Source organism: Pokkaliibacter plantistimulans (assembly GCF_003194385.1).
GTDB classification, from domain to species: Bacteria; Pseudomonadota; Gammaproteobacteria; order Pseudomonadales; family Balneatricaceae; genus Pokkaliibacter; species Pokkaliibacter plantistimulans.
In genome coordinates this window covers 85,995-101,311 of record NZ_LAPT01000003.1, presented here as the reverse complement: position 1 = coordinate 101,311, position 15,317 = coordinate 85,995, and the positions used below count along the sequence as shown (strand labels likewise).

The following is a 15,317-nucleotide window of genomic DNA, read 5'->3' as shown; positions in this document are numbered from 1 at the left end:
CCTGCGCATCGGCCACAGCGCGTTGAAAAGACCTTCGGAATGCTCATTTACATCAGGTAAAGGCCGCTTCCTCAGCATTTTTCGCCCTGTCCGGCTTTAGCAGGCTGTTGAAAAACGTTATCGAGGCCGCCGAGACAAGGAAAAAACAGGCGAAAAAGCGGAGTTTAGTGAACTAAATGAGCATTTTGAGCCTGTTTTTGACGCGGTATTCGGCAACGCAGATAGATTTTCAACGACCTGTTAGCTCGCAAGATCGTGAATACGTTCCAGACCACAGCGGTCAGCACTATGTCTGTCGATAACGATTCAGCCGTTCCAGCTCAGCACCAGCGCAAGATCATTCATTTTGACTGCGACTGCTTCTATGCCGCCGTGGAGATGCGTGACCATCCGCCCTACCGCGATATTCCGCTGGCCATTGGCGGCCGCCCGGACAAGCGCGGAGTCATCGCCACCTGCAACTACCCGGCCCGCACGTTTGGCGTGCGTTCGGCAATGCCGTCCTCCCACGCGCTGCGACTGTGCCCCAATCTCACCCTGATTCCGGGCAACATGACCAAGTACCGTGATGTCAGCCGGGCCTTCATGGCCATTCTGGCGCAGTTCAGTGATCACGTTGAGCCCCTGTCGCTGGATGAGGCCTTTATCGATGTCAGTAGCAGCGACGCCTTTCAGGGCAGTGCCACCCGTATTGCCAGCCATATCCGCGAACGGGTGCGTAACGAGCTGGGCATTACCGTCTCCGCCGGGGTGGCGCCGAACAAGTTTCTGGCCAAAATTGCCAGCGACTGGCACAAGCCAGACGGCATGAAAGTCATCCCTCCCCATGAGGTGGAAAGCTTTGTGCTGCCACTGCCGGTAGAGAAAATCTGGGGCGTCGGCAAAGTGACCGCCGCGCGCATGCACGAGCTTGGTCTCTACACCTGTGCCGACGTGCAAGGCTGGTCACAGCAGCAGCTGCAGGAACGCTTCGGACGCTTCGGCCAGCAGCTCTTTCGCCTCAGCCGCGGAGAGGATCAGCGCCCGGTAGAAGCGCGCGAGGAACGCTTATCACTGAGCGTCGAGCATACCTACGATCAGGACCTGCGCGACCTGGCCAGCTGCCTGGCGCAGTTGCCACGACTGGAGGAGGAACTGCAACAGCGTCTGGCCCGCCGCCAGCTGCTGGAGCAGATTCAGGGACGAGTGGTGAAGATGAAATTCCACGATTTTCAACAGACCACCGTGGAACGCCATCTGCAGCGGCCCGACAGTGATTATGCCAGTCTGCTGACAGCGGCCTGGCAACGTGGCCAGCGACCAGTCCGTCTGATCGGCGTTGGCGTCAGGCTGAAGACTGCTGCGACCACTCAGCAGCCGCAGCAGTTAAGTCTGGTCTGGTAAAGGCCGTGCGACCATCCTCAGCGGCTGACGTTCCCTTCAGCGCCGTAACGGCAGCCACGCCACCGCCTGCTCACTGGGCAGCGGTTCGGAGAACCAGAAGCCCTGCACTTCATCACATTGCGCCGCCAGCAGAAAATCTCGCTGCTGCTGGCGCTCCACGCCTTCAGCAATCACCTTCAGGCCCAGACCATGGGCCAGATTGATCAGCGAGGTGGTGAGCTGCACGTCGTTATCATCAGCAGGCAGACCACGGACAAAGCTGGCATCAATTTTCAGGTAATCCAGCGGCAGGCGCTTGAGATAGCTCAGGCAGGAGTAGCCGGTGCCAAAGTCATCGATAGCGATCCCCAGACCCAGATTGCGCAGAGCGTGCAGACGTTGCAGTGCCAGCGTCGACTTTTCCGGGATGAAACTGTTCTCGGTAATCTCGATCTCCAGTAACTCCGGCGCCAGATGATAATGATCCAGCGCCCGCTGAATACTGTGCACCAGACTGCTGCCGTGCAGATCGGCGACCGACAGATTGATCGCCACCGGCACCACCCGCCGCCCTTCCTTCTGCCAGGCACGCAACTGTCGACACGCCTCGTTCAGTACCCACTGGGTAATATTGGGCATCAGCCCCAGCTGCTGAGCCAGAGGCAGGAACTGCCCGGGAGAGATCATGCCCTGAGGGCAAGGCCAGCGAATCAGCGCCTCGAAGCCGGTCACCTCGTTGCTGTCGAGGCTGATGCGTGGCTGAAAGAACAAACGAAACTCACCCTGCTTCAACGCGGTGCGCAGCTCAGACTCCATATTCAGACGCGCATGGGACTCCTCCTCCAGTGGCCGGCGGAACAGGTTGTAGCTGTTGCGGCCATCGTCCTTGGAGCGGTACATGGCGGTGTCGGCACGCTTGAGCAGCAGCTCGACACTGTCACCGTCATCGGGATAGCAGGCAATGCCAATGCTGGTGGAAATATGCAGTTCGTGCTCGCCCACCTGCAGCGGCACCGACAGGACTTTCAGCAGGCGGCTGGCCAGCCCTTCCAGCTCGTAGTCGGAGGCCACCTCGGGCACCAGCACGGTAAATTCATCACCGCCCAGACGCGCGGCAGTATCGCCCTCCCGCAGACAACCCTGCAGCCGCTCGGCCACCAGCTTGAGTACCTGATCACCGACACTGTGGCCCAGGCTGTCATTGATGCGCTTGAACATGTCCAGATCGAGGAAGAACACACCCAGCCGGTGCTGATGGCGATGGGCATTGGCAATCGCCCGTTCCAGCCGGTCCTGAAACAGGCGACGGTTGGCCAACCCGGTCAGTTCGTCAAAGTAGGCCAGTCGCTTAATCTGCTCTTCACGCTGCTTGCGGTCGGAGATGTCACTGAAGATGGCCGCATACTGCTTGACCTCCCCCAGCTCGTCGGTGATAGCCGTGATGGTGATCCATTCGGGGAACACCTGACCGTTTTTGCGTTTGTTCCAGATTTCGCCCTGCCAGCTGCCCTTGCTGCGCAGGGTCGACCACATTTCATCGTAGAACGCCTGATCATGGCGACCGGAGCTCAGCAGCGATGGTGAACGACCGATGGCTTCTTCGGCCGAGTAGCCGGTGACAGCACTGAAACTGGGATTGACCGAACGGATGATGCCATCAGCATCGGTGACGATGATGGCATCCAGTGAGGCTTCAATCACCTTCTGCGCAAGACGCAGATGCTCCATGGATTCGCGCAGGGCCTGATTACGCTGATCCAGTGCTGACTGCAGCCGATTGACGTAGGTGTATTCAATGCTGCTGAGAATATCGCCGTAAGACAGAATTGCCTTGACCTGCCCGCTGGCGGTAGTGATGCCAACATGTCGGAAGCCCCGGCTTTCCATCAGATTACGGGCCATCAGCAGTGGTGTCCCTGAGGCCACCGTTTCCACCTGCCGCGGAATCAGCTCACCGATCGGCCGCTGCATCCCACCATCCACCAGTAGCCGCACCCAGTCATGTTCGGTGGCAATGCCCATCGCACCATCGGTAAACTCCACCAGCATGGCGTCACGCAGCTGCGAGTACATCAGACGGAAGGCATCAATGGCCGGCGTGGTAGCTGCCATCACCAGTGGCAGGCGGGTGATGGCACTGTCGACATCACGCAGGGCCAGGTAGTACTCGACGCCCTGATGGCGAATCAGGTCACTGAGGCTGAATAAACCGATAGGCAGCTGCTGTTCATCCACCACCACCAGATGGCGCACTCGCTCGCGCTGCATCACCACGCCGGCCTCGCGCAGGGTAGCACTGCGTGGCAGGGTCTTGACGGGGGTACTCATGTGCAGCCGGATGGGATCGTCCAGGGCATCCGGGCGCTGACTGAGATGGCTGGCGTCCCGCTCGGTCCAGATACCCTGCAGCTGGCCCGCATCCATAATCACCATGGCACTGCTGCGCGACTCGAACATGCGCCGGATCACCTGCTGCAGGCTCTGCTCAGGGCTACAGATCTGCAGCGGCGAATGCAACAGACGCCACACTTCAACACTGTACAACTCGGCTTCGGGCAGTTCCGTATCCATATTCACTGAAAGTGTCTCCCTGTGACTGTTCATCATTGCTCCTCAGACGGTCTGGCCCTCAGCGACTGGCAAGATACGCTTGCGCTACCTGCCGCCATCACGCCGATGCCCCTCAATGCAGGTTCAATCATGCAGTCCATTTCTTGTTGATTATGTACTGTAGTAGGGAAAGATCACGGCCGCCTGACAACCTGCTGCCGGGATGACAAAGCGACTGCAGCAACCGTTGCCCCAGACCATCTCTGCGCCCCCGCCAGAGCAAGCAGCGCCGCCTTTGCACAGCCATCGCGGCGCGATGGTGCTGTGCCGACGAGAGCGGCAACAGGCCGGGCAACATGCTGACTTTTTCTCGCCATTTGGCGCCCTGACGGTCCCATCCTTACGCCACTGAGACTATACTTGGCACAGCAAAATACTGCTGGATGACGGTCAGCCGCACGGCGCTGCCACCACCAGGGCGAATATTCCGGCGACGGCGACCAACTGAATCGGATTAGCTTACCGCCAGCCACGGCCAGAGAGCTTGTCCTGCATCATGGGAGCTGTCGTTATCGTCACCCCCGGGGTCTAGCACAGGAATCACGTCATGCCCGTATTCGCATTTGATGGGTTAATCCCGGTCGTCGACCCCAGTGCCTTTATTCACCCCAGTGCGGTGTTGATTGGCGATGTGTATATCGGTGGGAACTGCTATATCGGCCCGCTGACGTCGCTGCGGGGTGATCTGGGCACAGTGGAGATACGTTCCGGCAGTCACGTGCAGGACAACTGTGTGCTGCACTCCACCGCCGGACGCCGGACGCTGGTGGAAGAAGATACCCACATCGCTGCGGGCGCCACCCTGTGCAACTGTCAGGTTGGCCGTCGTGCCTTTGTTGGCATGGGCGCAGTGGTGCTGGACGGGGCGGTCATTGCCGAACAAAGCATGGTGTCGCCAGGCTCGGTGGTCGAGGCCAACTTCAGTGGTCAACCCAATCAACTGCTGGCCGGCCACCCCGCCATTCCCTGTGGCAGAGTGTCGCTGGCCACACTGGAGCTTCAGCAGCGAGCGGATCAGGATTATCGCCAGCTGGTGCAGCGTGCGCGCCACACCATGCAGGAAGTGGAGCCGCTGCCGATGGCCACCTTGCGCCCGGTCAGGGTGAGAAATAGTTAAGAACGTGTTCTGTCATCGTACTCTGTTGCAATAACCGCCGGTCTTCTGAGGACAACATATCAAGATGCTTCCATTTCGTCGGGCCGTCGCTGTTTTTTTCAGTATTGCTCTGAGCTTTCTGCTGCTGATGCTGGTGCTATTGCTGGGATCGCGCAGCATGATGCAGGATGAGTACCGGCAATCCAAACAGACACTGCTGCAGGCGGCGCTCAACAATGAAAAGCGTGAGCTGACCCGCGCCCTGTACGACCACTCCTCCTGGGATGACGCCTTTCGCCAGATGCAGCTGTCGGAGCTGGATCCTTCGTGGCTGGAGTCCACCTTCGGTGCAGACACCATCAGCACCAACGACATGAGTGGCATTCTGATACTGGCGCCGGACTTCACCGAGCGTTTCAATAACAGCCTGCAGCCCCTGACTGCCGAGCAGTTGCTGCAAGTGCGGGACTTCGTGCGTCAGCATCAGATCAGCTGTACGCCTGACACCCGTCTGAGCAGCCTGCAGCAGTCGGCCAGCAGTGACTTCCTCACTGCAGCCGGACAAACCATCATGCTGTCGGCCGCCCCCGTGGTACCCAATACCTTCGAGGCCAGCTGCGAACACCTCAGCTATCTGGTGTTCTGGCGTCTGCTGGATAACGGCTATCTGGCCAACATGGCCAGCAACTACGGCTTCAGCCAGCTGCGACTGAGCAGTGGTACCGAGCCGGACGCCACTCAAAGCATTCAGCTCAACACATCGCAACCCACCCGCCTGCTCTGGTCTGCTCTCGCCCCGCCCTACAACAACCTGTACAAGGCGCTGGGCCTGAGCTTGGTACTGACCCTCATTCTCGCTGTGCTGGCGCTGGTTTTTTACCGCAACATCAAGCGCGGTCATCAGGACTTCTACAGCCTGTTTGAAAAGAACCGGGCCATCCAGCTGCTGGTCAATCCGCTCAATGGCCAAATTGTCATGGCGAATCAGGCGGCCATAGCGTTCTATGCCTACCCCGGTAAAGATCTGTTGCGTCTGACGCTGGATAACTTGTCTGCGGGTGGTATCAGCACCCTGCAGCTGATCGGCAGCGCCAACCCCTGTGAAGTGACGCAGAAACTGTGGAATGGTGTAACTCGCCGGGTGGAGATCAACTCCGGCCAGATCATTCTTGCCGGTGAGCCGCTGCTGTATCTGATCATTCACGACGTTACCCAGACCCATCAGGCGGCCCGTGAGCTGGAACGCAGCGAAGCCCGTTTTCGGGCGATCTTCGAAGATGCCAGTCTCGGCATCCTGCAACTTGACCGCTATGGCCACATCCTGGATGTCAACCCGGCCTTCTGCCAGATGATCGGCTTCCCCGAAGAAAACCTCACCCGCTGGCAATGGATTGACCTGATCCACCATAAAGAGCGCGATGCGACCCGCCGTACTTATCAGGCGCTGATCGATGGTGTTGTCGACAAGCTCAGTCATCAGCAACGTTTTCTTAACGCCGGTGGCGAAATCATCTGGACCCAGATGAACATCAGCCCGGTGCGTATCAATGGTGAAGACAGCACCTATGTGGCGCTGGTAGAAAACGTCAATGAACGTATGTATCTGCAGCAGAAACTGCAGGATATGGCCGCCAAGGATCCGCTGACCGGCCTCTACAACCGCCGTTCCATGGAAGAACAGGCAGCCCGCGAGCAGTCATGGTCAAAACGTCACGGCCAGAGCCTGTGCGTGATGATCGCCGATATTGATCACTTCAAGCTGATCAATGACAACTATGGTCATGCCAGCGGCGACATCGTGCTGAAAGAGTTTGCCGCGGTGTGCAATACCCATCTGCGTGAAACCGATATCTTCTGCCGCTGGGGTGGTGAGGAGTTCGTTATCCTGCTAACCCAGACCGACATGCAGCAGGCCTGGGTGGTCGCCGAGCGCCTGCGAGAAGCGGTGGAAAAGATGCGGGTGCGTTGCCACGAACAACATATTCGTCTGACCGTCAGCCTGGGCCTGAGTGACTGGAACGCCGAGCGGGAAGACTTTATCTCTGCGCTTGAGCGCGCCGACACCGCCTTGTACGACGCCAAGCGCGGCGGCCGTAACCGCACGGTCATCGTCAATAGCGAAGCCCGGCACTCTGCTCACCCCTGAAGTCAGTAAGCACTCAGGACGTGAGTATGTGCTATCAGCTGGTCAGTCAAACAGAGCAGCTGCTTCTTCAACGGTGGTGTATGGCACAGGCAACGTCGACCGTCACAGGTAACGTCGAACAGCAGGAAGGCAGGAAGAAAAAGCCGGGCCGGTGAGGTGGCCCGGAATGCGGGAATGATCACAGAGAAAGACTGTCACTACGACAGCCGTTACCCGCCTCCGGGGCCATCCCGGAAGCAGGATAAGGTACTTGCTACGCCTTGGCTCGTCGGCATAGCGAGTCGATAAAGAGCATCATCAGGCGGGAAACTGCGTCGCGGCCAGTGCCGCTAACGAGGCATACCCCTTCTCAATGCTCGGCCACAGGCCAAATACCCTCGGCAGCAACTGCTGGTTGAAGAAACAGGCAGTCTGCACTTTCTGCTCAGCAAAACCTGTATCCAGGCGCTCAGCGTCAGCGGCTTCCAGTGCACAGGCTGCCGATTTCAGCAACAGCCAGCCACCGGTGACGTAGCCCTGCAGCATCATGAATGCCACACTGCCCGCCTGAACCGCGGCGGCATTGTCAGCACTGTTATTCAATACCCAGTCACGGGCCTGCTGCGCCACCTGCAAGGCAGCGGCAAAGCTGTCTGCCTCAGCAGCAAGACGGGGATAGCGGTCACGAATCACCGCCACGTCTTCCTGCATTTCCAGATGCAGGGCACGCAACGCCTGACCACCATCGCTCTGGCATTTACGCCCCACCAGATCCAGTGCCTGAATGCCCGTGGTGCCTTCATAGATGGTCAGGATACGGGCATCGCGATAATGCTGGGCGGCGCCGGTTTCTTCGATAAAGCCCATCCCGCCATGCACCTGTACGCCGAGGTAGGTCACCTCCTGCGCCAGCTCGGTAATCCAGCCTTTGACAATGGGTGTCAGCAGGCTGGTACGCGCCTGATGCTCGGCAGCCAGCTGTCCGGAACGGCTAAAGTCCACTTCCGCCGAGGCGGTCAGTGCCAGAGCCCGCATGGCTTCGGTGGCAGCTTTCATGGTCAGCAACATACGCTGCACATCAGCGTGCTGATTAATACTGACGCGGGTTTTGCGATCCGCGCCAACACCCTGCACACGCTCAGCAGCATAGGCCATTGCCTGCTGATAGGCCCGTTCAGCAATGCCCAGCCCCTGCAGACCAACGCCCTGACGGGCATGATTCATCATGGTGAACATACAGATGATGCCCTGATGGGGCTCGCCAACCAGATAACCGACCGCACCGCCGTTGTCACCATAGCTCATGACGCAGGTCGGGCTGCCGTGAATACCAAGCTTGTGCTCCAGCGCCACGGCACGCAGATCGTTGCGAATACAGTAGTTGTCTGCCTCATCCGGCAGGAATTTGGGCACTACAAACAGAGAAATGCCCTTTACGCCGGGAGGCGCATCAGGCAGGCGTGCCAGCACCAGATGGACGATATTGTCGGTGCAGTCATGCTCGCCCCAGGTGATAAAGATCTTCTGGCCGGTAATCAGGTAATGGTCATCCTTTGGCACTGCACGCGCCTTGATGGCCGCCAGATCAGAACCGGCATCCGGTTCGGTCAGGTTCATGGTGCCGGTCCACTGACCACTGACCAGCGGTAACAGATAGCGTTGCTGCAGCTCGGCACTGGCATGATGATGCAGGGCTTCGATGGCCCCCTGACTGAGCAGAGGATTGAGTGAGAATGCCAGATTGGCACTCTGCCAGATTTCGCTGACGGCGGTCCCCAGCACGTTGGGCAACCCCTGTCCGCCCACTTCGCTGTCCACCGACATGCCAACCCAGCCGGCGTCAGCAAACTGGCGGTAGGCTTCACGAAATCCCGGCGCGGTCGTCACCTCGCCGTCCGCCAGGGTCGCACCATGCCGATCACCCGCTTCGTTGAGCGGTGCCAGCACCTCATTGGCGAAGCGCCCGGCCTCTTCCAGCACGGCATACACCAGCTCTGCCGACAGTTCTTCCTGACCCGGCAGGGCCGCCAGACGTTCAATGCCGACCAGTTCGTCGAGCACAAAACGCATATCCTGTTCAGGGTAGCGATAGTCTTTCACTATTGTTCTCTCGTTAGACCTGACGCCTTGCTGACGTTTAAGGATCCCTCGCCAGACTGCGCCGTTTCGATGACTGTCAGGATCAGTCAGCGCCCCCTGCACGGACAATAACAATTCCTCTCGAAATGACTGACAAAAATGGCCATGGCAGCTGCCAGCCATCGTCATTACACACCCAAAGGAAGGTTATCTGCGGGCTAAACCTGAGGTATTTCTGAGGCAATCGACAAGTATTCTGCCGCGCTGCCAGTACTAGTTTCCGAGAGCTTGCACCCGGGCTAAAGCCCAGCAGCCGTGGGCTCAGGCTGCATTTCGGATAGTCATAAACATAGCAAGGTCCTGCTATGCAGATGCTCGCCATTGCCTCTGCACTGACACTGGCTGTTTGTGCCACTCTGCTGAACGCCATGGCGGAAACCAATGCGGTTTCTATGGCCTATTTCGATCAGAACTTTCTCACCTGATTCCTACAGCGATGGCAGATGAAGCGACCAACCAGGGCGTTACCGTGCACTTTGACGATGCGCAGGAGGGCACAGGCCGCCAGCTCAGTCAGCTGGAGCGCTTTGTTGCTGAAGACTGGATGCGGTGGTCGTTAATCCGGTGGAGGCGGCGTGTCACTGGTGTATGTCAACCGCAAGCCCGAGGACAAACCATCGCAGCAGGGCAGGGTATTTGTCGGCTCCAACGAGCTGGAGTCCGCCTCCGTGCACATGGAGGAGGCGATCATGATCGGCAACCTGTCTGACGAAGAAGTTACGCTGATCCGTACCAAGGACATCGAAGACGTCGTCGCCAAGTACCCAAGGATGAATGTGGTGGGAAAGCAGGTAGCCAACAATGACCGTACTGAAGCCATAGTCAGGGATGGGATGGGATGGGATGGGATGGATGTATATCACCGTAATGCCGGATACCAAAGGTCAGGGGCGTGGCGCTGAATGCTGCCTTCTGTATGGCCTGGAGCAACAAGCTTGACGCCTATCTGTGGATTCCTGGTCGAGGCGCTGCCTCCACAGAACATGCAGCGCTATCAGTAAACCTCAGCGCCTACCCACAATCTCAGAGCGCGGGCTTGTCAAATTCCTGCCAGCGCACACGCTGACGGTACTCGCCCGGCGTCATTCCGGTCCACTTCTTGAAGGAGCGGAAGAAAGCGCTGGGTTCATCAAAGCCCATCAGCAGGGCAATATCGTTGATACTCAGATGCGGCGAGTTCATGTAGTTGATCGCCGCCTCTTTGCGACAGTCATCCTTGATTTTCTGGTAAGAGGTGCTTTCCTCCATCAGCCGTCGGCGCAGGGTCGAGATCGACATATTCAGCTTGACCGCCACCTCTTCGGCACTGGGCAACTCCCGGCTGAAGTCCTTGCCCAGAATGGCGATGATCTGCGATTTCAGACTCTTTTCATCATCCACCATCACATGCAGCTGGAAGGGCGCCGTCTTGAGAAAGCCGCGCAGGGTTTCTTCGGTCTGTACCAGCGGCAAGTCCAGATAGGTCGATGAAAACACCATCACGTTGTCATGCTGGCTGAACTTCACTTCCGCCTGAAACAGCTGACGGTAGTGATCCACATCGACGGGCTCAGGGAAGCTGAAATACACCGCCTTCAGCTCCACCCGCCGTCCGACCAGCCAGCTGAGGAAGTGATGCCACACCGACAGAGAGGTACGAATCACCAGCGGCGTTTCATCCCGCACCAGATCACCGAGGGCGTTTTCCGGCAGCGAGGCCAGCGGCTGGAAGCTGAATTTGGCATAGCGGCCGCGGCGCAGCAGCACCGGTTTGATGATGGAACCGCGGCAGACTTCGTAGAAGTCACTGCAGCGGCGGATGGCCTTTTCCAGATTTTTGCAGTGGATGATGGCATAGCACATCATGCGGAACGTGCCATTGGGTACCTTGCCACCACTGAGCATGCCGAAGGATTCGTCCTGCAGCACCCAGATCACCCGCTGATAGAGCTGGCCAAACTTGCGGGCAGATATTTCATTGCCGCTGTCGAGTTCTTCCCGGCTGATGTCTACCGACGCCAGCAACGACTCCACATCGTAGCCCTGCTTGTCCACCTGACGCAGCAGATAACCGACAAAACCGGCGGGAATAGTGATGGTGCGGTCGTTGGCAGCAGACTCACGCATCAGCGTCATTGATCGATCTCCGTTGCTCCCGGAATCTGTCAACTTGCCTGATTTTGATGCAGTGCAGCGCAGATGTCGCAACCGGGACTGGTTGTTGTTTTCCCGCTACTTTACACAGACAACACTATTGTCAGCAAAGGGGCAACCTGCCAGCGGGCGACCTGAATATTCGTTTACATTCACCACTGCCGCTGCAGCCAGCGTGCTTGCTGGCGCCACTCAGCAACTGACATTTTCCGCCAGATACTCACCGCATTTTTTTGTTAGCGTTTTTGGCCAAAATTGTCATTGCAGGGTCAGGGGAGCTAGTCAACACTCCATCAGCATGAAACTGAATCTGTTTCATTACATTGCGAATGCCCTTCCACGGACAATTCGACATCCCAAGCAGGTGACGCCACATGACTACAAAAATAAAAAGGGTCCAGCGCTTCACACGCCGTCCTCTTTCGGCTGCGATTTCTGGACTTATCGGGCTGCTGGCTGCCAGCCAGGCTCATTCCTTCGAATTCAATATTGGTGAAATTCAGGGCAGACTGGACTCTAACATCTCCGTTGGCGCCAGCTGGCGTCTGGAAGATGCTGACCCCTATCTGATTTCCAAAGCCAACGGCGGTACCGGCCCGGGTGCAGGTAACGATGACGATGGCAACCTGAACTTCCACAAGGGAGAAACCTTCTCCAAGATCCTCAAAGGCGTCCACGATCTGGACCTGCGTTATCAGAACCTCGGCGCCTTCGTCCGTGGCAAGTACTGGTACGACATGGAGCTGGAAGACGGCAACCGCAGCCACGGCAACAGTGGCAACGGCTATAGCGCCAACACTCCCCTGAGCGATGACGGCTTCGACAACTACTCCAAATTCGCAGGCGCTGCGCTGCTGGATGCCTTCGTTTACGGCAACTTCGATCTGGGCACGCATCCGCTGGATGTCCGTCTCGGTCGCCAGGTCGTGAGCTGGGGTGAAAGTACCTTCCTGCAAGGCGGCATCAACACTATCAACCCGGTCGATGCCAACACCTTCCGTCGTCCCGGTGCAGAAGTGAAGGAAGGCCTGCTGCCGGTCAACATGCTGTACGGGAACCTCGGCGTGACCGACAATCTCAGCATGGAAGCCTTCTATCAGCTGGAGTTTGAACACACCGTGGCCGATGGCTGCGGCACCATGTTCTCCGACAACGACTATGCCGCCGCCGGCTGTAACGGTATCCGTGTCTATAGCAACAACTCGGCGCTGTCAGCCCTGCCCGGCTACAGCACCCTGCTGGCCGATGACTCTGCCTACTTCAGCTCAGGACAGTTCGTGGTTCAACGTGACCATGACGGTGTGCGCGAAGCCAGTGATGACGGTCAGTTCGGTGTCGCTTTCCGCTATCTGGCGGAACAGCTGAACAGCACCGAATTCGGCGTGTACTTCACTAACCTGCACAGCCGTCTGCCAGTGGTCAGCGCAGTAAAAACCGCCACCGATCCCAGCAGCACCAACCTGAGTGCCGTATTGCAGGCCGCCACCGGGGGTATCTCCACCCAGGCGCAGCTGCAGGCCACCCTTTCGGCCCTGGCCTCAGCCGGTGCCAGCAATCCTTCCAGCCCGCTGTTCAGCACTTACAGGAGCCTGCTGTCCGTGGCTACCCTGCACACACTGGATGCCGCAGCGGATAGCACCTACTTCACCTCCTACCCGGAAAACATCCAGACGCTGGGTCTGAGCTTCAATACCACCGTGGGTGAAATCGCCCTGTCCGGTGAGTACAGCTACAAGCATGACGTACCGATGCAGATCAACGGCAGCGCGCTGCTGGGTTCCATCGCCACACTGGGGGGGGCAGGCATCAACGCCGGTATCGACCAGCGTGTCAGCTCGGCTGATTACGGTGACGTGATTCGTGGCTACGATCTGTTTGACGTGTCACAGGTACAGCTGACTGCCATCAAGACTATTGACCGCGTGCTCGGCGCCGATCAGCTGGCACTGGTAGGTGAAGTGGGCTTTATCCACGTCCACGGGCTGGATGACAGCGCTTCCGCCATCAAATACGGCCGCAGTAGTGCCTACGGCTACACCTCAGGTGACAACGAAGGCTTCGTAACGCCCAACTCATGGGGCTACGCCATGCGTGCTTCACTGTCTTACCCAGATGCCGTTGCCGGGATTAACCTGACCCCCTCGCTGTCATTCAAACATGACGTCGACGGTGTTTCACCACAGCCCGGCGGTACCTTCAATGAAGGTGCCAAGTCACTGGGTCTGGCAGTTAGTGCCGACTACCTGAACAAGTACTACGGCACCCTGTCATGGAACCGCTTCTACGGTGGTGACTACAACACGCTGAAGGATCGCGACTACGCCTCACTGAGCTTTGGCATGTCGTTCTGATCAGGCACCCAACGTAAAGTCCAAATGTAAGGACGGCCATGCTGCTACCATGGCCTCTCTGCCCACGCAGGTAACAGGACACCAAAATGAATAAGTATAAAAAACCCCTATTGCTCGGAAGCCTGCTGGCGCTGGCCATCAGCTGCCAGACTCAGGCTGCCGTATCGGCTGATCAGGCGGCCAAACTGGGAACCTCCCTGACCCCCATCGGTGCCGAAATGGCAGGCAATGCCGATGGCAGCATCCCCAAATGGGAAGGCGGACTGCCCGCCAGCAGCGGCGATCGCTTTGCTGACCCCTATGCCAGTGACAAGATTCTGCTGACCATTACCGCCGCCAATGTTGACCAGTACAAGGACAAGCTGTCCCCCGGTCAGGTGGCCATGTTCAAGAAGTATCCTGACTACAAGATGAACATCTACCCCAGCCACCGCAGTGCGTCCCTGCCTCAGCGCATCTATGATGCTGCCAAGGCCAACGCCACCTCGGTTCAGCTGGCAGCCGGTGGCAACGGCGTTAGTACCTTCAAGGAAGCCGTACCCTTCCCCATTCCACAGAATGGTCTGGAAGTCATCTGGAACCACATCACCCGCTACCGTGGCGGCACCCTGCAGCGCACCGTGATGCAGGCTGCGGTGCAGGCCAATGGCGACTACAGCCCGGTCAAGCTGGAGGAAAAGTTCGCCTGGCCTGCCTATATGGAAGATGGCGTACAGGATGGCGACAAGAACATCCTCAGTTACTTCACACAGGAAGTGCTGAGCCCCGCCCGTCTGGTGGGTAACGTCCTGCTGGTGTACGAAACACTGAACCAGGTAGACCAGCCCCGTCAGGCCTGGGTCTACAACGCCGGTCAACGCCGTGTGCGCCGTGCCCCGCAGGTGGCCTATGACGCTCCCGGAACCGCGACCGACGGTCAGCGTACGTCCGATAACCTCGACATGTACAACGGCGCGCCGGATCGCTATGACTGGAAACTGATCGGCAAGAAAGAGATGTACATCCCCTACAACAGCTTCAAGCTCGCCAGCCGCAGCCTGAAGTACGATGACATCGTCAAACCCGGCCACCTGAATACCGACCTGCCCCGCTACGAGCTGCACCGGGTCTGGGTAGTGGAAGCGACACTGAAGCCCAGCGAACGGCATATCTATGCCAAACGTGTATTCTTTATTGATGAAGATACCTGGCAGGCCGCCGTGGTGGATCACTACGATGGCCGTGATCAGCTGTGGCGCGTGGCCGAGGCCTATGAGTTCCAGTACCGCGATGCCCAGGTACCCTGGCTGACCGCTGAAGCCCTGTACGACCTGCAGTCAGGCCGTTATCTGATCGGCAGTCTGACCAACGAGGAAGGTAACGGTTTCAGCTTTGGTGAGAAGTTCCGTCACAACGACTTCACCCCCGATGCCATCCGTCGCATGGGTAAACGTTAAGTCTTAAGGAGGCGTTGGCGATCTCGCGAGCTGGTTCTGAGTACTGGCTTTGAGTGGGTACCTGC

The 15,317-nt window shown here is 58.2% G+C and carries 9 protein-coding genes; 6 read left to right on the top strand and 3 right to left on the bottom strand.

The annotated features are described in order from the left end of the window. Positions 1-288 precede the first annotated feature (288 nt). Positions 289-1,383: a DNA polymerase IV gene (dinB, locus tag WH50_RS01485; RefSeq protein ID WP_110185722.1), complete on the top strand. Its 1,095-nt coding sequence runs from the start codon at positions 289-291 to the stop codon at positions 1,381-1,383. A 36-nt stretch (positions 1,384-1,419) separates the two neighbouring features. On the opposite strand, the gene WH50_RS01480 is transcribed toward dinB, so the two are convergent. Next, positions 1,420-3,933, bottom strand: coding sequence for an EAL domain-containing protein (locus WH50_RS01480; RefSeq protein WP_243409945.1), 2,514 nt, complete (start codon positions 3,931-3,933; stop codon positions 1,420-1,422). A 586-nt stretch (positions 3,934-4,519) separates the two neighbouring features. Between WH50_RS01480 and WH50_RS01475 the strand changes: the two genes are divergently transcribed. Together WH50_RS01475 and WH50_RS01470 are read left to right on the top strand one after the other, a co-directional pair. Then, a complete protein-coding gene (locus WH50_RS01475; RefSeq protein WP_104154477.1) occupies positions 4,520-5,089 on the top strand; it encodes a phenylacetic acid degradation protein PaaY in 570 nt (189 codons plus the stop codon). A gap of 64 nt (positions 5,090-5,153) precedes the next feature. Continuing rightward, on the top strand, positions 5,154-7,214 hold the full coding sequence (locus WH50_RS01470; RefSeq protein WP_110185720.1) for a diguanylate cyclase: 2,061 nt from the start codon (positions 5,154-5,156) through the stop codon (positions 7,212-7,214). A 297-nt stretch (positions 7,215-7,511) separates the two neighbouring features. Here WH50_RS01470 and WH50_RS01465 read toward each other — a convergent pair whose 3' ends face one another. Further along, complete coding sequence (locus WH50_RS01465; RefSeq protein ID WP_207780128.1) at positions 7,512-9,293, bottom strand: acyl-CoA dehydrogenase; 1,782 nt, start codon at positions 9,291-9,293, stop codon at positions 7,512-7,514. A gap of 614 nt (positions 9,294-9,907) precedes the next feature. On the opposite strand from WH50_RS01465, the gene WH50_RS01460 reads away from it, so the two are divergent. Then, complete coding sequence (locus WH50_RS01460) at positions 9,908-10,234, top strand: type 1 periplasmic-binding domain-containing protein (RefSeq protein ID WP_110185719.1); 327 nt, start codon at positions 9,908-9,910, stop codon at positions 10,232-10,234. A 121-nt stretch (positions 10,235-10,355) separates the two neighbouring features. On the opposite strand, the gene WH50_RS01455 is transcribed toward WH50_RS01460, so the two are convergent. Next, on the bottom strand, positions 10,356-11,447 hold the full coding sequence (locus WH50_RS01455) for an AraC family transcriptional regulator (RefSeq protein WP_243409943.1): 1,092 nt from the start codon (positions 11,445-11,447) through the stop codon (positions 10,356-10,358). Between the two features lie 392 nt (positions 11,448-11,839). On the opposite strand from WH50_RS01455, the gene WH50_RS01450 reads away from it, so the two are divergent. Together WH50_RS01450 and WH50_RS01445 are read left to right on the top strand one after the other, a co-directional pair. After that, positions 11,840-13,816, top strand: a complete 1,977-nt coding sequence (locus WH50_RS01450) for a DUF1302 domain-containing protein (protein WP_110185718.1) — start codon at positions 11,840-11,842, stop codon at positions 13,814-13,816. A gap of 86 nt (positions 13,817-13,902) precedes the next feature. Further along, positions 13,903-15,252 carry a DUF1329 domain-containing protein gene (locus WH50_RS01445; RefSeq protein ID WP_110185717.1) on the top strand — a complete coding sequence of 450 codons (1,350 nt, stop codon included), beginning with the start codon at positions 13,903-13,905 and terminating at the stop codon, positions 15,250-15,252. The last annotated feature ends 65 nt before the right edge of the window (positions 15,253-15,317 follow it).

Excerpts from the sequence above, each read along its gene's own strand:
- dinB (WP_110185722.1), top strand. The coding sequence starts at position 289 with ATGTCTGTCGATAACGATTCAGCCGTTCCAGCTCAGCACCAGCGCAAG.
- WH50_RS01480 (WP_243409945.1), bottom strand. The coding sequence starts at position 3,933 with ATGGATACGGAACTGCCCGAAGCCGAGTTGTACAGTGTTGAAGTGTGG.
- WH50_RS01475 (WP_104154477.1), top strand. The coding sequence starts at position 4,520 with ATGCCCGTATTCGCATTTGATGGGTTAATCCCGGTCGTCGACCCCAGT.
- WH50_RS01470 (WP_110185720.1), top strand. The coding sequence starts at position 5,154 with ATGCTTCCATTTCGTCGGGCCGTCGCTGTTTTTTTCAGTATTGCTCTG.
- WH50_RS01455 (WP_243409943.1), bottom strand. The coding sequence starts at position 11,447 with ATGACGCTGATGCGTGAGTCTGCTGCCAACGACCGCACCATCACTATT.
- WH50_RS01450 (WP_110185718.1), top strand. The coding sequence starts at position 11,840 with ATGACTACAAAAATAAAAAGGGTCCAGCGCTTCACACGCCGTCCTCTT.
- WH50_RS01445 (WP_110185717.1), top strand. The coding sequence starts at position 13,903 with ATGAATAAGTATAAAAAACCCCTATTGCTCGGAAGCCTGCTGGCGCTG.